Annotated in this window: 10 protein-coding genes and 7 pseudogenes; 7 read left to right on the forward strand and 10 right to left on the reverse strand. The window is 31.2% G+C overall.

Features of this window, described 5'->3' with window-relative positions:
- Positions 1–54: 54 nt before the first annotated feature.
- Both ABLV90_RS00740 and ABLV90_RS00745 read right to left on the reverse strand, forming a co-directional pair.
- A pseudogene (locus ABLV90_RS00740) lies at positions 55–1,720 on the reverse strand (Na/Pi cotransporter family protein).
- Between the two features lie 386 nt (positions 1,721–2,106).
- Positions 2,107–3,397, reverse strand: a pseudogene (locus ABLV90_RS00745) (ABC transporter permease).
- Positions 3,398–3,552: 155 nt separating this feature from the next.
- Between ABLV90_RS00745 and ABLV90_RS00750 the strand changes: the two are divergent.
- Positions 3,553–4,173, forward strand: coding sequence for a TetR/AcrR family transcriptional regulator (locus ABLV90_RS00750; RefSeq protein ID WP_427708019.1), 621 nt, complete (start codon positions 3,553–3,555; stop codon positions 4,171–4,173).
- A gap of 66 nt (positions 4,174–4,239) precedes the next feature.
- Positions 4,240–5,178, forward strand: coding sequence for a magnesium transporter CorA family protein (locus ABLV90_RS00755; protein ID WP_427706556.1), 939 nt, complete (start codon positions 4,240–4,242; stop codon positions 5,176–5,178).
- A gap of 112 nt (positions 5,179–5,290) precedes the next feature.
- On the opposite strand, the pseudogene ABLV90_RS00760 reads toward ABLV90_RS00755, so the two are convergent.
- Positions 5,291–6,734, reverse strand: a pseudogene (locus ABLV90_RS00760) (sucrose-specific PTS transporter subunit IIBC).
- A gap of 141 nt (positions 6,735–6,875) precedes the next feature.
- Complete coding sequence (locus tag ABLV90_RS00765) at positions 6,876–7,451, reverse strand: N-acetylmuramoyl-L-alanine amidase (RefSeq protein ID WP_460871944.1); 576 nt, start codon at positions 7,449–7,451, stop codon at positions 6,876–6,878.
- A 226-nt stretch (positions 7,452–7,677) separates the two neighbouring features.
- On the opposite strand from ABLV90_RS00765, the gene ABLV90_RS00770 reads away from it, so the two are divergent.
- From ABLV90_RS00770 to ABLV90_RS00780, 3 genes are all read left to right on the forward strand, one after another.
- Positions 7,678–8,904 carry a helix-turn-helix domain-containing protein gene (locus ABLV90_RS00770; protein WP_460871945.1) on the forward strand — a complete coding sequence of 409 codons (1,227 nt, stop codon included), beginning with the start codon at positions 7,678–7,680 and terminating at the stop codon, positions 8,902–8,904.
- Entirely contained in the window at positions 8,897–9,781 is an 885-nt protein-coding gene (locus tag ABLV90_RS00775) for a hypothetical protein (RefSeq protein ID WP_460871946.1), read from the forward strand. The genes ABLV90_RS00770 and ABLV90_RS00775 overlap by 8 nt, the downstream gene beginning before the upstream one ends.
- Before the next feature lie 156 nt (positions 9,782–9,937).
- A complete protein-coding gene (locus tag ABLV90_RS00780; protein ID WP_427706547.1) occupies positions 9,938–10,285 on the forward strand; it encodes a DUF4889 domain-containing protein in 348 nt (115 codons plus the stop codon).
- Positions 10,286–10,480: 195 nt separating this feature from the next.
- Here ABLV90_RS00780 and ABLV90_RS00785 read toward each other — a convergent pair.
- Positions 10,481–11,756 (reverse strand): annotated as a pseudogene (locus ABLV90_RS00785) (cation:dicarboxylate symporter family transporter).
- A gap of 453 nt (positions 11,757–12,209) precedes the next feature.
- Complete coding sequence (locus ABLV90_RS00790) at positions 12,210–12,566, reverse strand: DUF3139 domain-containing protein (RefSeq protein ID WP_460871947.1); 357 nt, start codon at positions 12,564–12,566, stop codon at positions 12,210–12,212.
- 457 nt (positions 12,567–13,023) lie between these two features.
- Between ABLV90_RS00790 and ABLV90_RS00795 the strand changes: the two are divergent.
- Positions 13,024–13,463, forward strand: a pseudogene (locus ABLV90_RS00795) (MarR family winged helix-turn-helix transcriptional regulator).
- A gap of 383 nt (positions 13,464–13,846) precedes the next feature.
- Positions 13,847–14,281: an Hsp20/alpha crystallin family protein gene (locus ABLV90_RS00800; RefSeq protein WP_285324175.1), complete on the forward strand. Its 435-nt coding sequence runs from the start codon at positions 13,847–13,849 to the stop codon at positions 14,279–14,281.
- A gap of 86 nt (positions 14,282–14,367) precedes the next feature.
- Here ABLV90_RS00800 and ABLV90_RS00805 read toward each other — a convergent pair.
- From ABLV90_RS00805 to nreA, 4 genes and pseudogenes are all read right to left on the reverse strand, one after another.
- Positions 14,368–15,535 (reverse strand): annotated as a pseudogene (locus ABLV90_RS00805) (nitrate/nitrite transporter).
- A gap of 384 nt (positions 15,536–15,919) precedes the next feature.
- The gene (nreC, locus tag ABLV90_RS00810) at positions 15,920–16,573 is read right to left on the reverse strand and encodes a nitrate respiration regulation response regulator NreC (protein ID WP_460871948.1); all 654 of its coding nucleotides are present in this window, start codon (positions 16,571–16,573) and stop codon (positions 15,920–15,922) included.
- A gap of 21 nt (positions 16,574–16,594) precedes the next feature.
- A pseudogene (locus ABLV90_RS00815) lies at positions 16,595–17,630 on the reverse strand (sensor histidine kinase).
- 9 nt (positions 17,631–17,639) lie between these two features.
- A complete protein-coding gene (nreA, locus tag ABLV90_RS00820; protein WP_069817505.1) occupies positions 17,640–18,092 on the reverse strand; it encodes a nitrate respiration regulation accessory nitrate sensor NreA in 453 nt (150 codons plus the stop codon).
- Between the last annotated feature and the right edge of the window lie 6 nt (positions 18,093–18,098).

Consider the following 18,098-nt stretch of genomic DNA (forward strand, 5'->3'; position numbering starts at 1 on the left):
AAGTCTGTTTTACAACAAACTTTCTCAGCTTTTAACTTTATATTTAATTAAACTTTAGTAAGTCCAACCTACAGTATGTTCTGTTTCTTCTTCATTTGAAAGTTCGTCAATATCAATCATTGCTTCTGATATATTTCTCGAATGATAGCCGATACGTTCTAGTATAGCAATCATATCTAGATATAACAGACCACCTTCTGGTGAACATTCACCTGAACTTAAACGCTTAATATGTTTTTTTCTTAAATCGTGTTCAAGTGTATATGAATCATTACTTAAATTAACAATTTCATCTTTTTTAACTTTGTCATATACGCTAAACATTTCAACTGATTTTTCGAATGACGTGTTCACGTGTGAATAGAGTTTATCGATACTTTGTGCGGCTTTATCAGAGATTTGTACTGGTTCATTATGCAATTGTTTCAAATCTAATATATATGCTTCAGATAATCCGACTACTTTTAACATCGTACGATTTACGTCAAATAACACTGACATTCTTTCTGCATCTTTTTTAGATATCTTTTTCTCAGATATTTTCGTTAAATATTCTTTTACATTTTCATGCATATTATTAATAGCGGCATGCTTTTGAAGTACTTTTTTCTCATTTTTTTCATTATATTCACTCACATTCTCTAATAAAGAGAATGTCATGCGTCCAATGTTTTGGATTTCATCTTGTGCTTCTTGTAAAGCGATACTTGGAGCTCTATTAATTAAATTTTTATCTAGATGTCTAGGTTTGTATTTTTCATTGATATCTTCACCTGGAATAAGTTTCGTAACGATCCAAGCTAAGACAAATATAAATGGTAATTGGATTAATGTATTTGTTACATTAAATGTGCCGTGTGCAAATGCAATTGTCATTTCTGGATTTAAGTTCATTGCGCCTTGCATCCATTCGACAGCCCATTGATATATAGGTAAAATCGCTAAGAATATTGCCGCACCTATTACGTTAAACATAACATGTACTGTCTGCTACACGTTTTGAAGCAAGTGAGCCAGCTAAACTTGCGAGTACTGCTGTAATTGTTGTACCTATATTGTCGCCTAATAATACTGGCAAAGCACCATTTAAACTAATTAAGTCGTTCGCAAAGAACCCTTGTAGTATACCAATTGTGGCACTCGAACTTTGGATGACAACTGTTATGATTGTACCTGTTGCTACACCAAAAATTGGATTCGTTGACATGTCTAACATGAATTGATGGAAACCATCTAAATTAGCAAGTGGTTTTACGGCGCCGCTCATTAATTCTAATCCATAGAATAGCGAACCAAAACCAAATAAAATCATACCAATATTTTTAACTTTACGTTTTTGAACAAAGAATATTAAAAATGCACCAATAGCTAATATTGGTAACGAATATGCACCAAGATCAATACCTATAATAAATGCTGTAACCGTTGTGCCTATATTCGCTCCCATTACAACGCCAATGGCTTGACGCATTGTCATAAATCCTGCACTTACAAGTCCAATCGTAATTACTGTTGTACCTGAACTACTTTGTATCAAAATCGTAACTATCATACCCGCAAGTACGCCCATAAGCGGGTTGCTCGTAAATTTATTTAATATACTTCTAAGACGGTCTCCTGCTGAAGCTTGTAAGCCGTCGCCCATTTGCTTAATCCCGTATAAAAATATACCTAATCCACCGATAAAAGTGAAAATTATCTCCATAACAGATGAATCCATTGTTACACCTCTTTAAATTATTTGTAAACTATGTGAATTATAACGCATATTTGTAAATTTAGTGTTAATTTTTTATTAAAATTAGAGGGATATTTCTAAATGTTTTTGCAATCATATTTCAACGATGTATCAGACCCCTTATAAAACGCTTTGTTATCAGTATTTCCCTAGTTATTTTATTGATTTTACGTGTAAAATAATTATGTCTTTTTAATGAATTTAATCGTATAAATATATTCAAATTAATTAATTCTCATTTTCATGTTTTTATTGAGGTGTAAGTAATAAAAAAAGGCTCCCCAAATTTTGGGAAGCCTTTTTTATTTGATCTTAATTCTAATTCAATTTTTCTCTAATTGATTGTAATATACAGTTAATTACTTTGTTTAAGATGGTAATTCTGAACGTTTTCCACTATGCTTTCTAATTATTGTCGCTAAGAGAGATGAAATGATACCGAAAATGATAAATCCTACAAACATCCACATCGTTGAATTCATTTCTAATGACTGATGCATATAGAGTAATTCTCGTAAATATTCAGCATAGTGCGTAAATGGATTCCAATTCACTATATAGTCTTGATAGAATTTAGGTAACATTTGTTTTGGCGAGGTTACGAGTTGCATGCTAAAGAACATTGCAATAAAGAAAATAGGTATTGCTTTCATACCTAGCCACGTCATTACACCCAAGATTAATCCTATAAATCCTAGAATGGAAATAGATATATAAATTGCTATTTTATTTATATCAGGGAAGTCAAAACCTAACACGCCTGACATGAAATAAACATACCCAAATCCACCAATAAATGCTGTGATTACACTTAGAATCATTTGACCTAATGAAGCAATGATACGTTGCGAAATTTTAACAATATTACTGGTTCTAAATGCAAAGAATAGCAATATTGAAACTACAATTGAACTTATCCACACTGGCATAAACATTAAGAATGGCGCGTTACCGCTAGCTTGGTGGTCCTTCACTTCATTCACTTTTTTATTTACTACATTCACTGGCGTTGTAATATCTTTGATGTCGCTCGCATTCACTTTTACATTTTGTTTATCTAATGTATCTAGCGCACTGCTCAGAAATTTGCTTATTCAGATTATCTCCTATACCTGTGAGTACACTGGATGACATTTGTGAAGCTTGCATATTTGCCCCACTGTTCGTAAGAGTTTTAAATTCAGCTTGCTTAACTGTTATACCTTGACTACTACTCGATTCACTCATTTTTTGTTGTATTTGTTTAGCTTGAGCAGTTGGCATTTCACCTGATTTCACTTTATCTTCCATTTCTTGTTTCTTACTATCCATTACTACCTTTTGAGTTTTACTCATCGCATTTTTTGAAAAGTCTTTTTCGAAAATTGCAGCACCAAAATATTTTTGTTCATCTAATCCTTTGCGTGCTTCTTTTTCACTATCTACATTGACCCATTTTATTTCATTTGAGTCACTATCCTTTAATTTATCTTCTAAATTTTCACCTATGTTTATATCTTTATTTTGAATAGATGTCCCTTCATCGTGATTCACAATTGCAATCGGCATCTCTTTCGGTTGGGGATTATATGCAGGATAAAATCCAATTGAAAAAATAGCAAGTATAATTAATATCGCTATTGGTGCAACCCAAAGTAATTTGCTTTTAAATATATTCATATTATTTACCTCCTTATTAAACATCGTGTTGATTATTGATTACTTTGTTTATTATAATGAGGTTAATCGAATATTCAATATGCAATAACAATCATATTGTTTGTTTATCAACATATAAATACATATTGTTAATTAACTCTAATGAGGTGACGACTATGCCAGAAGATCGACGTGTCCGTAAAACGAAAACAGCAATTAAAAATGCTTTTATACAATTGCTTGAAGAAAAAGATTTAGAAAAAATTACGATACAAAATATTACACAATTAGCCGATGTGAACCGTGGTACTTTTTATTTACACTATGAAGATAAATATATTTTACTTTCTGATATGGAAGATGAATATACTTTAGCTTTATCGTCTGCAGTTGATTTCGATAAAGTCATTATACAGAATGATGATTTAGAGGCCTTTACTAAGCATTTTACAGAAGATATTTTAAAAAAAGTAGTGACTTATTTATATGATCATATAGATTTCTACAAAGTTATTTTTAGCTTGGAACGTAAAAGTCAAATTGAAAATAAAATTTCCGACATCATGCTGAATAATATGAAAAAAAATGTTTCAAATAACAATACAATTGCAGATATTCCTTTAGACTATTTTCATAGTTATACTGCGGGGGCCATGATTTCATTTATTAAGCATTGGGTACAAGATGAAGATAGAATGAATCCAGAGACGGTAGTTGATTATTTGTTTAAAATTATCTTTAATGGTCCTTTACGTCTTATGGCAAATGAGCACCAACATACTGATTTCACAAATTAAACTTGTCATCTTTGTATTTCTTCGCTAGTATTAAAAAGAATTTTAGAGAAAGGAACTATTTGTATTATGATTACTGCATATAAACACACACAAACACATGAGATTGTTGAATCTCCATTAGATCAATCCGCTTCCTGGGTAAATGTAGTTGATCCAAATTGGGAAGAAATTGAATCTTTAATAAATTTATACGGTATTCCAGACGACTTTGTTCGGGACCCATTAGATACAGAAGAAAGCGCTCGTGTAGAGTATGATGAAGATACACGTTATTCACTAATCATTCTCGATATCCCAGTTGTTAATGATACAAACTTAAAAGTACTTTCATTTATTACTATTCCTTTAGGTATCATCATTGGTAACAAAAAAATAATAACCGTATGTAATACTGAAAATGAGTTTCTTGAAAAGTTTAATCGCCAAAATATTAATCTACATTTTCATAGTCGCTTTGCGCTTAATATATTACTGACAATTTCCAACCACTATAATAGAAATCTTAGATTACTTAATAAAACAAGATTACGCATCGAACGTGATTTGAAAAATAATGTCACGAATAAACAACTTTATAATTTAATGGAAGTCGAGAAAAGTTTAGTATATTTTCTTGCCGCACTTAAAGGCAATGAAGCCATTATCAAAAAATTATTCCGACTACCTGCGATTAAGCGTTTTGATGAAGATGAAGATTTGTTGGAAGATTTGGTTATCGAGAATAACCAAGCCTTAGAAACCACAAAATTATATACGGACATTTTAGAGAGTATTACAACTTCTTACGCTTCGTTACTTTCTAATGAAATGAACAATACGATGAAGACATTAACGTTGTTTACTGTTTTCTTAACCTTGCCTACATTGGTCTTTAGTTTTTTTGGTATGAACGTACCCTTACCTATAGATGATCACAGCTATGTATCATGGCTGATTGTCATTGCTATTTCATTAGTCATCGTGACGATTGTCGGCGCATTTTTATGGCGTAAACAAAAGCTTTGAAGGCATCCTAAAAATTGATATTTATCATAAAAATAAACCCACATTGTAATTAACGTTGGGTTTATTTTTATGCGTTATAGCAAAAGTCTAAATCTCACTAGAATTTATATAATTATCCTACTTCATTTTTATAGTTTTTTCTAAAAGATAGACCATACGTAACCGCAAAGGCTACGATAAAGGTAATGAGCATGGCGATACCATAATGTAACCAACCGTTATTCTGGCCGCTAATAGATATAAAACCTGGAAGTCCTGCAGTACCTAAAGCAATTGCTTTAACTTTAAAGAATGAGATGTAAGCTGAACCAATACCTGAACCTACAATCGCTCCAATGAATGGATACCTTAATTTTAGATTCACCCCAAACATTGCAGGTTCCGTAATACCTAAAAGTGCTGAGATGCCCGCGAGCAGATGCTACACCTTTTAATTTCTTGTTCTTTTTTATAATAAAGAATGCGGCTAAAGCTGCTGCACCCTGCGCTATGTTGGACATCGTTGCTATTGGGAAAATAAATGAACCACCTGTGGAAGCACTATCTGCAATGAGTTGTGTTTCAATTGCAATAAAACTGTGGTGCATACCTGTAATTACAATTGGCGCATATAACAATCCAAAAATAAGTCCTCCAATTGCGCCACCAAATTCATATAACCATGTTAGTCCATCAGACAACCAATAACCTAATGTGCGTGTGATAGGTCCAACAAATAAAAATGTTAAAAATGCAGTTACTAAAATTGAAAGTAACGGTGTTAATAAATTATCTAATACAGTCGGTACTACTTTACGTAAACCCTTTTCTAAATTAGCTAAAATATAAGCAGCTACTAACATTGGTAATACTTGCCCTTGATAACCTACCTGATTTATTTCCAAACCAAGTACATTCCAAGAAGGTATTTCTTTCCCTTCTTCTAAAGCTTTGGGATAATCATAGGCACTCATTAACTCTGGATGAACAAGAATCATCCCTAAGGCTGCACCAAGAAAGGCGTTTCCTCCAAAGCGTTTAGCAGCGCTAAATCCAATTAAAATTGGTAGTAGCGTAAACGGTGCATTCGCAAAGATGTTAATCATTTCTGCCAGACCTTTGAATTGATTATGTACTTCTATTAACGACTGTTTATCATAGAAAATACCTGGTGCTGTTAGAATATTATTAATCCCCATTAATAAACCACCTGCTACGATTGCGGGAATAATTGGTACAAATATATCAGATAACATTTTCACAAACCTCTGGAATGGATTCATGTTTTTATTACCTTCTGCTTTTACTTCTGATGTCGTAGCGACTTCTTTACCTGTTATGCTTTCTAACTCTGTAAATACCTTGTTCACAGTACCCGAACCTATAATAATTTGATATTGGCCCCCGGTAGAAAATGTTCCCTTCACAACATCCATTTCGGATAATTCTTTTTCATCTACTAAGGTTTCATCCTTAAGAACAAGACGTAATCGTGTAGCACAATGTGCCATCGCATCTATATTTTCTTCTCCACCGATTGCTTGTAGTATTTCTGCAGCAGATTTTTTATAGTTCATCTCTATACCTCCCATTTAAATAGAACCGGTTCCATAAATATGAATATTTTAATTGTAACCGGTTCCAATAATTTACGCAATAGCTAAATGAACTTTTACACTACTTATTCCAAGAGATATATGCCACATACTAAATGATAATCAGCCTATATTTTCGAGTTCAGAATCACCAACTTTATTATAATATCCTTTAATTTTAGTTATAAAATAATCTTTTAGTTTTATTATAGATTCTGGATTTGTCTGTGCATCTTCAAGATGAATCTTCCATGCCCTGTCTGAACATTCAGTTTTAAAAAATTCTTTGTGTATTCTAACGGTATTTCTGTTAACTGGTAAATTGTATTTTTTTAATAATAGCGCGACAACCCAAAAACTAACTTCTTCATTTTCCATAAATTCTTGATCTGTAAGCACACCATCTCTTTTAGATTGGCATCGTTCTATACCTATAAAATGTGTATTGGCATAGGCGTTACCACAATGCCATTCAACATATTCTGTTGGGTGAAACCAATAGCAAGTATCCGTATCTACATAAACACTTGCCCATCCTTTTTCAAGTTCATTTTTTTCGATTCTATTATTTAGCCAATCTATATAATCTTTGGCAGTATAATTCTCAGCATCATCATGAAGTACAATGCCTAATATATAAGGTTTTAAATCAGTTATTTTATTATATGTGGTATAAAAGTTGGAATAAATATGATTCATAAATGAATAACCTCCTCTAAAAAATACGTATATGAATTAAAAATGTGTTATTGTATAGTGAAAATTTATACGTGCCTCATTTTAAGTTGTTCTATATTTAATTTTTACATCGTTATAACAACATTATATTCAAAAACATTTATATTTAAAGTGTTACTGTTCACAACATTTTATTATATAATGGAATTTGTTCAACAAATCATTTTTTCTATTAGGAGTTGCTTTTATGATGGAAAGTACAACACTATGTATTCATGAATATTTAAGTACATACACACGACGTTGTATCGACCGAGTAATCTTGTTATTTTCTTTAAATAACCAACTTGACGTCGTAATCAATGGGAAACATGAGTCTGTTGGCGGCAATCTTATCGTCATCAATCATAGCGATTTATATCATATAACGAACGCTGAACAACTTGTTGAATTAACAATACCTGTACAGCAATTTGCGGAAATAGATCAATCATTCTTTCATTGTTATTATAATTTCAAATTGATAAATTCTAGTGAATATATCAAATATTTAACATTAACTATGATTGAGCAATTAAGTCGCTTAAACGATACGAAATCTTCAAATATCATTGAACTTATTACTATTTTAAATAAAGAAGCTAAAATTAAACAAGATTTTATTTATGTACCTTCTATTCAATCTGAAAGTAATTTATTAAATAAAATCACTGTATTTATTAAAGCTCATATCACTCAGCCTATTTTTTCAAAAGATATTTCTAATTCTTTTTATATATCAACACCGTATATCTCTATTTTGTTCAAGAAATACTTAGGTATAAGTTTCAAACATTATATTGCTAGCTTAAAGGTAGCCGTCTCCTTAGCAGAATTAGTACATAGTAAAGAGACAATCCATGCCATCTCAGAAAATATGGGATTTAACCATTATCCAAATTATACAAATCAATTTAAAAACCACTTGAATATGACACCTAATGAATACAGGAAAAAGTTCATGGTATTACAACGTATGCCTATTAAGCTAATTAACGAAGATGTTAGTAATTATATCCCCTATTTCGAATCTATTTCAGTAGAAAAGCCATTGCCATCTAATCAAATGAATATCGAATTGGATCAATTAACCTACAAAGATATTGCAAAAACACCGACGCTTTTTATTCACATTGATGACCTAATGGATATAGTTCAATCAACTTTAAACACCAATCTCAATTTTACTGATTTATCCGAATCCTATTTAATGATTAATAATATTAGTAAGCTAGCTTTAGAAAAGTTGAGTTTCACTGGTTTGATTGACTTCATTGATTCATTGTTTTCAAACAATGTAGGTATCGCAATTAAGATTAAATCTAGGCAGCAATTTAAATTTATTCAAGATATCATCTTACAATTTTTAAAATATAAAAATGATTATCATCAACAACAATCTAACTATAATTTTATAATGCTTTTCGATGCTTGAACATTTGTCCTTAAAAGAAATCAACCGTTTATATATTAAAGTACAAGATTTAAATATACATGTAAAATTAGCTATAACAGTTGAAGGCGTGATCAAACAAACGCATGCCTTAAAAAGTGCATTTGATATATTACGCAGATTTAACTTTGATTTTTACTTTATTGATATTGAACAAAAAGATATCCAATCATTGCTTAATAAAAAAAGTAATATGTTTAATCATTCAATGAGCTATTTTGATTACTATAACCAACTCATTGACGCATCACAAATTCACACTTCTAAATTTGTATATACCAAACTCACCAAAAAGTGTTTTAAATTATATAAAGAAAATACACCTTTAGAAACTGCCGACTTAATGTGTCATATATTAATTATGCTCAATCGCGGGTGTGGCGTAGGTTACGAATTAATGACTAAAGATAGCATGGATATTGCATTAATGAATCGTCACGGAATATATGAGCCTTTAATGTATCTATATCAAATTGTAAAACCTTTTATTGGCAAGCCTTTATCAATCCATGAAAATTATATCGTTTTTAAAGATTTTCAAAATATACACATATTATTATTTAATTCATTGAAACATCGCTTTTCACCACAAGAAGTACATAAATTTGTCCTAAGACCTCATGTATTACCTACTAAGGCAATGCTATTTATACAAACACTTAACAGAGAACATGGTTTTATTGATTACGCCCTACCACCTTTATTAAATGAAACCTATATCGAACGCACACTCTTGCATTATATAGAACAAGCAAATACGCCAAAAGCTGAGATAAAACAATTTATACGAACAGCGAATCCTCTAGAGTTTGAACTTCATTATGACGAGCTAAAGTATATACGTATCTCACCATCCTAAATAGCAATCAATGTTATACTTAAATTAGCTTATCTTATAAATAAGTCTAAAATCGTACTATTTATTATAAAACGAATATAATTATCCACTTTATAATTGCATTATTTTAGCATTTCAGATATAAAAGAAGAAACGGATATAAAGGAGATTTCAACTTTGAAAAACAAAAAAATGTTTGCAATTGTTATTAGTTCAGTGATGTTAATTGTTGCTATTGTTTTAATCGTTATGATGATGTCTAGTGGTCCAAAAGAGACTTATTATGGTTATATGGAAAACAGTACAACAGCTGAAAAAGTAATCAGCGAAAAAGATAAAAAGATAGAAGAAGATGTGAAGTTACCTTCTGAATCTGGATTTTCACCTAAGAGTGGAGATTTTGTTAAATTAGTAAAAGCTGAAGGTGACGATACTTATAGCGAAATGGAAGTTATCGATCATGACGATATGCCACATGGCTTAATGATGAAAATTCATGACATGGGTGAAATGAAAGGCATGTAATCCAAGTGATTATGCAAATGCTAAAGTACTTTCCGTCATAAAAATAAAAGCAGTTAAATTTTCTTAAGTGGAAATTTAACTGCTTTTTTCTTACTTGATTTTACCAACACTTTTATCAAATTGCTTAATCTATACAAAAACACTAAGTAGTAATTATTTCTCTACTTAGTGTTTTAAATGTCAGATTTAAATTTATTATATTGATTTCAAATATGCTTCGCCTTTTTCCTTATCATAAACATTTTCCCATTTGGCAATTACAATTGTTGATAAGGCGTTGCCCATAACGTTTACACATGTTCTTAACATATCTAACAAGCGATCCACGCCAATAATAAGTGCTAATCCTTCTGCTTGGTAGACCCATAGAAGTTAATGTTGTTATGAGAACGACAATTGAAACACCTGGGACGCCTGCCATACCTTTTGAAGCAACCATTAAAGTAAGCATAAGCATTAGTTGCTGGCCTATTGACATATCAATACCATACATTTGCGCAACGAATAATGCGGCGATGGATTGATATAATGCAGAACCATCTAAGTTGAATGTATAGCCTATTGGTACTACAAATGACGTAACGTCCTTTGGTGAACCGAATCTTTCCATTTTTTGCATAATGATTGGAAGTACGGATTCAGAGTCGGAAGTTGAAAATGCTAACAGTAATTCATTTTTTAATATTTTCATTATAGAGAAAATACTAACACCACACATTTTTGCTACAATGCCTAAAACGACAACAACGAAGAAAATCATTGCGCCAATAACAACAAGTAACAATTTTAATAATGGTAACAATGCTGAAGCTCCAAATGTCATAATTGTAGTACAAATGAATGCGAAAACACCTATTGGCGCTAATTTAAGAATTTTATTAATCATCCAAAATATAGCTTCTAACGAACCACTTAAAAAATCTTTAACTGGTTGTGCTTTCTTTCCAATCGCTGATAATGCAACACCAAAAAACACAGAAAAGAAAATGATAGGTAATAATTCACCTGCAGTTAAAGCTTCAAAAAAGTTTGTTGGTACTATACCAACGATTGTATCGATTAAATGATTTCCATATGTAGATTCCTCAGCGGCTTTAGCTGAAGTTTCATAATTTGAAATGTCACCTTTTGGTAATTTATCTGGGTCTAGTCCACTACCCGGTTTAAATATATTTGCAAAAATTAGTCCTAAACCTATTGCTATTGTTGTTATAATTTCAAAATACAAGATTGTTTTAAAGCCATAACGACCAACCGTTTTAGATTCACCTACGTTTGATATAGATAAAGCTAATGAACAAAAAACAACTGGTATTACGATCATTTTTATTAAATTCAAGAAGACGTCGCCAAACGGTTGAATATAGTTTGCGACTTCATCGTGACCATAGAGTAATAAACCTACGACCACACCTAATACCAATGCAATAATTACTCGCATAGGTAAACTAATTCTTCTAATAATTGCCATGATGTTACGCTCCTTCTTCTGACATCGCTTAATTATATCAGAATAGCTTTTTTTGTAATCACAAAAAATTCTACTAAAAAACTCATTTTATACTTTAAGTGAATTTATACGAATATAAATAATATTTAAGTAACATAATCAGTTTATAATTTTCATAAAAAGGAGTAGGACAGAAACATAATACTTCTCACAAGATTTTTTCGTATGATCCCAACCCGTCAAAGCTTACTAGAAATAAGTGAGACTGAGACATATTATTATGTCATAGCCTCACACCTATTCAACCTATATAAAATGGCCTTATGCCTCCCTTATTTTTACGTATATCCTCATTTTTTATATTTGTGTAACGTGTTATTTTACAATGAAATGTTATTGATAGTTTGCTGAGTCATAGAAAAAAACGTATCTACACTATTTGTAGATACGTTTTTTGTATGATTAATTTTATAGTTAGTCTTTAATTTTATAATCTTTTTTAAATGCATTATGCTTAGCGCCTTTGATATCTTTATTTGTCTCTGGATCAAAACCTTGAACTACAATTCCTGTAGTCATGTTGATGGGTTGAACTACATAAGTATATTTTGGATCATCTTTAAATTTAACTTCTTTATAAAACAAACCTTTTTTAGCACTGTACAGCGTTTCTTCAGATTTAATTTTCTCTGTCAAATTTTGATCTTTCATATAATGATCAACTAATTCTAAGTGTTTATGCCCTTGGTATGTTCTCATGGCAAAGAATAATACAATTGAAATTATAAGCGCTATAATTAATACACCCACAATTTTAAAAAATGTCTTCATTTATAATCTCCTCTAGTTAACGCGATATCTTTCTATAGTAAAGTAAGTCATTAACCTAATATATAAGTTATATCTTACTCAAATCATTAATACTCGCTCATTAAAATTCATAATATTAATAGTATGACTGATTATAATACAATTATAAAGCGTTATAACTGTTTTGTAACAAAATCTCCTTATATTTCAGATTAATCCAAACATCAAGTTAACATTTCTTAATATCATTTAATACTTCAATCTCATTTCAAAGTTAGTCGTATTAATTTAAAGCTTATAATCTTTATATGAATTCAAGGTAATTAAGACGTGCGGAATGTTATAGCATTAAATTTTTACTTATTTAATAAGATAATAGTTAAAAAATAGTATAAAAAGCTATATATAGAGGTGCGCAACCGTTCCTTGACAATGAATGGTGTTCATAATATGGTTAAATTTCAAAAGGGGTGATTAAATGGAGGAAAAGGACAGCTACCTGGAACAGCAACTATGCTTTCTATTTTATGTTTCTTCTAAAGAAATAATTAAGAAGTATACTTCTCATTTAAAAGAGTATGATTTAACATATACAGGTTATATCGTTTTACTCGCAATTAAGGTGGACGAAAAAATTAATATTAAGACGCTTGGTGAGCGTGTCTTTTTAGATTCGGAACACTTACACCTTTGTTAAAAAAACTTGAGAAAAAAGGTTACGTAACAAGAACTCGTGAGATTGATGACGAACGTAACTTGCAAATTGCACTTACTAATAAAGGGACAAACGTGCAAGAACCACTTTCAAAAGTTTCAAAAAAAGTTTTTAGTGAATTCGACATGGACATAGATGAAGCTATAGATTTAAAAGATACACTGCAAAAATTTGTTAATAAACATTTCGCGAAAGATATTTAATTCATATGGGGTTTGTTGAGGTTAAATGGGACAATGTAATACATACATAACATTTTTATCTTCGACTCACCTCTTTTTAATCCTACTTACTACAATCCCCACTTATTTTACTTTACTCCTGAAACTAAACTATACAATCACTTGTTATAAAACAGGCTCTACATCCTAGCGTTTCATTTCAAAATATTTCAACTTTCATGCTAAAATAATATGAATACAATGATTAATAGTTTGACTTTGATTTTCTTTGACTATTTTATTATAATGTATTTGTAAGGTAAACCAAGTGTTCACCTTAATTTTATAATTTTTATTACTTAAACTTCAATTCCATTCGATTCGATTAAATATAACAATTAAACTACGCTGAGGAGAGATGTAGCATGACTTTTGAAAATAAAAATTTTAACAATCCGTTTATCGATGTAAATCCAGGTGATTTATTCAGAGATTTTGGGAAACAAATTTTCGAACAATTTCCTGGCACTGAGGGTATTAAATCAGATATTAAAGAATTAGACAACGCCTATATCGTTGAAGCTGAACTTCCAGGTATTAAAAAAGAAAATATTAGTTTAGAATTTGAAAATAATTTACTAACGATTGAAGGTAAACAAACTGTCGAAGTTCAAGATGAAAACGACACTAAACGTGCATTACACCAAGAACGTAACCACAGTGATTTGAGCCGTCAATTCCCATTTGAAAATGTTGATGATAGTAGTATCAAAGCTTCTTATGAAAATGGTTTACTCACTGTAACATTGCCTAAAAAAGAGCAAAAAGAACAACCGAAATCAAACATCGAAATAGACTAAACATTCATAGATAACAAATAGCGCTACATTACCAACTTATGGAAATGTAGCGCTATTTGTTATCTTAATTTTAATTTCTGCCTATTTTAAGAGATCAGTCTCAAATTTTCTTTTTTTACGATATGTAGCATGGTAATAATGCCAATAACACCAAAGAATGCTAAAAATATAAATGCTAAATGGCTCGTACCGGTCATCATCGTAACATATGATATAACAATTGGAGGGAAGAAACCACCAAGCCCACCCATCATTGAAACAATACCATTCGCCGCTCCTGATTCTTTTGCAAAATAGAATGGAACGAGTTTGAATACGAGACCATTACCAGTACCTGCACAGATACTAATAAGTAAGCAACCGACTGTAAACAATAATATATGACTTGAAAATCCTAAAATAATTGCGCCTATAATCATAAATACAAAATCTATCATTAATAAAATAACTGCATTAAATTTGTCACCTAAAATCCCACCCAGTGGTCTTAAAAAAGTGGCTAACGCGATAAAGATACCAGATCTAATACCGAGCATCTACTTCACTAATGTTAAAGTTTTGAACTAAAAAATTCGGTAAAAATAATCCAAACGCTACAAAAGAACCAAATGTAATAAAATACCATAATGATAAATAATAAAGCTTAAGATCTTTCATTAATTTTTTAGACTGCTTAACTAGTGGCACCTTTATTTTTTTCTCATTCGCATCACCCAGTAAAAACATTAAAATTGCAAATAATACAATAACAATTAAATAGCCTCTAACTGTCGTTTGCCATCCAATCATACCCGCAATAGGTGGAGCTAAAAATGAAGAAATTGCAGTACCAATGTTCCCCATGCCATAAATGCCGTTAGCAAGTCCTACTCTTTCTTTAGGGAAATATTTAGGTATTGAAGTGACACCAACTGAGAAAATTGCGCCCCCAACACCTAAGAAGAAACCAGAAGCCATTAACATACCCGGCGTTTGAGCTTGGCTTAAAAAGTAAATAGGAAATAATAAAATAATAAAGCTACAGAAAAACACCCATTTAGCACCAATTATATTAGTTAAATATCCAAATGGTACTCTTAAAATAGAACCTAATATAACGGGTATTGCTAAAATAATTGAAAGTTGATTCCCCGTGATATTAACATCTTGGGAGATAAAAGGCATTAATGGAGATATAATACTCCAAGCCATAAATCCAACTACAAGACTTAGCGTTTGTAAGCTAAGTTGGAAACCACCACTTGCTTTGTTCATTCATTTCACCTTCATTTTCATCTATTTAATTTCAATGATTAAATAGCCAGTATTTCGCAGTTACTCTATAATTTAAAAATGTGGGCATTATTTAATATTTATGAAAGTTAAAACTGGTGTAATATAAGCGAATTAAAAAATGCTTTTTGTTTACAAAATACTGGCTACACTTTCATTTTATGATTATTGTGAAAAAATTAACATAAGGATTATCCCTTAAGTTAATGGGTGGTTTCCCCTATATTCATTAGCCATTATTATTACTTTATATTTCGGTTTCACAGCACAGTAAACAAATCTTTTATAAAAAAAGTTAGCGCGAAAAAATGATTGAATAGGACAATCATTTTTCGAGCTAACACTATATTGATGAATCTATGTGATTTAAAAGTCGACTAGTTTTTTCTTCATTGCATATTCAACTAATTCAGGTTTCGTTTTCAAGTCTAGTTTTTGCATGATATGTGTTTTATGTGCTTCCACCGTTTTAACAGATACAAATAACTTTTGAGCGATGTCTTTATTGCCATAGCCTTTTGCAATTAAAGGCAAAATCTCGATTTCTCTTTTAGATAAAATTTTAAAAGGATCATTACTCGCTTGAGTATCTTGAGAGGAATTGTTAACGAATTCGTTTACTAGCGATGTTGTGAGTTTCATATCTACGTAAGTTTCACCTTGATAAACGGTTCTTATAGCCAATAAAAGCTGTTCATCTGGAGCATTTTTTAAAATATAACCTTTTGCACCATTTCTTAATACATGAAATAAATATTCTTCATCGTCAAACATCGTTAATATCAATATCTTTGTTTCTGGAAAACTCTCAGAAATCTTACTTGTTGCAATAAGCCCTGATTCACCCGGTGGCATGCTTAAGTCCATAATTAAAACATCTGGCTTGTATTCCATTACTTTCTGGTACGCTTCTACACCATCAGTTGCTGTCCCAACGACTTCCATATCTTCTTGATAGTTTAAAATCATAGAAAATCCTGTGCGCACAACAGCATGATCATCTGCTATCACTATTCTCAAAATTAATTTCTCCTTATTCCCTTATATTGGAACTTCTAATGTAACAATCGTACCTCTATCAATTTGTGTATCTACACTTACTTCTGCATTGACGAGTTCTGCGCGTTCATTCATACCATAAAGTCCTAGTCCGGTACCTTGTGGTTGATCTGTTTTTATAAAGCCTTTGCCTCTATCTATAATTTCTGCAATTAATTTATGATCGTTTACATGCAAATCAATATCGACAGTATCTACACCGGCATATTTTATTGCGTTAAACAGCGCCTCTTGAACAACACGATATACGACTGTTTCAATCTCACTATCAAAGCGATGTGAAGCTAGGTTAGAATGATATTCTATGCGTATGCCATAATTGGCTTCAACTTGTTTGAAATAGGTTTTAAATGCTGCATCTAAACCTAAATCATCCAAAGATGACGGTCGCAATTCAACAGATAAATTACGAATATCATCTATCAATTTGGACATTAATCCTTCTATACGCTTAGAGTTATCTACCAAAGTTTGCATTTCTCTATGGTATTTTAGCAATCGTAATTCCACATCGATATTTAACATTTCTTGTACGAGACTGTCATGTAATTCACGTGAGATTCTTTTTCTTTCATTTTCTTGTGCAGATATCGTTTTTTGCATCATTTTTCGCTGATACATCTTATCATGACGCTCTATTTGAGGTGAAACGTTTTGTAATGTAAATGCTTTAATATCTTTTGTTTCATCAATAGTTTGATATGTCGCTGTAAAAGGTTCAACCGTACCACGCGTCGTTTTCATAAATACTTGAAAACTTGTATTTCCAACTGACTCAGCTTCTAAAAAGCAATTTGTACATGACTGTAAATCATATTCATTTGTATACCCATCACAGTGACTACATATCGTATTAGTCATTTCTTGGTAGTCATTATCCGGTGAAATAATATCATGAGCAGACTTTATTCATCGCTATCACTTGACCATGTTTATCAACAAACACTATTTTTTCACTTGTATTATTAAAATATTGAACTAACAATTGGTCTATATTTTCCATTTGATTCGTTTTCATAAAAATCACCTAGTCTTCTTCATTAAAAACACCCAATTTATTTGCGATTGAAATAGAGTGACATGTTTGAGGTAGTGGTCTATTATTTCTTTGACCTAATAATAGCACACCATAAACGTGATTTTCATACCATAATGGTATTGCTATCACTGCTGTTAGCCGTTCACATAATACGATTGGATATTTATGTTTTTCGCTCGGTAAGAGAAATTGATTGATATCTTCTATCACCATTCGCTTACCTGTTTTCATCACATTTCCTGCAATCCCTTTACCTATTCTAAGCACAATGAGTTTATAGCGAGCATTGGTACTTCCAGATACATAATTCCATTTTATAGGTGAAAATTGGTTTTCATCTTTGTAAAATGCCAATCCTGCAAAATCAAAACCTTCTTCAATACGTAGCGTGTCTAAAACGGCTTGATAATTCACTTGTTCATTAAAAGATAATAGGCTCAATCTTTT

Source organism: Staphylococcus sp. 2S1, assembly GCF_046721335.1.
In the GTDB taxonomy this organism is placed as follows: domain Bacteria; phylum Bacillota; class Bacilli; order Staphylococcales; family Staphylococcaceae; genus Staphylococcus; species Staphylococcus equorum_A.

Bases quoted from the DNA above. Each gene is read 5' to 3' on its own strand.
- ABLV90_RS00750 (WP_427708019.1), top strand. From the start codon at position 3,553: ATGCCAGAAGATCGACGTGTCCGTAAAACGAAAACAGCAATTAAAAAT.
- ABLV90_RS00755 (WP_427706556.1), top strand. From the start codon at position 4,240: ATGATTACTGCATATAAACACACACAAACACATGAGATTGTTGAATCT.
- ABLV90_RS00765 (WP_460871944.1), bottom strand. From the start codon at position 7,451: ATGAATCATATTTATTCCAACTTTTATACCACATATAATAAAATAACT.
- ABLV90_RS00770 (WP_460871945.1), top strand. From the start codon at position 7,678: ATGATGGAAAGTACAACACTATGTATTCATGAATATTTAAGTACATAC.
- ABLV90_RS00775 (WP_460871946.1), top strand. From the start codon at position 8,897: ATGCTTGAACATTTGTCCTTAAAAGAAATCAACCGTTTATATATTAAA.
- ABLV90_RS00790 (WP_460871947.1), bottom strand. From the start codon at position 12,566: ATGAAGACATTTTTTAAAATTGTGGGTGTATTAATTATAGCGCTTATA.
- ABLV90_RS00800 (WP_285324175.1), top strand. From the start codon at position 13,847: ATGACTTTTGAAAATAAAAATTTTAACAATCCGTTTATCGATGTAAAT.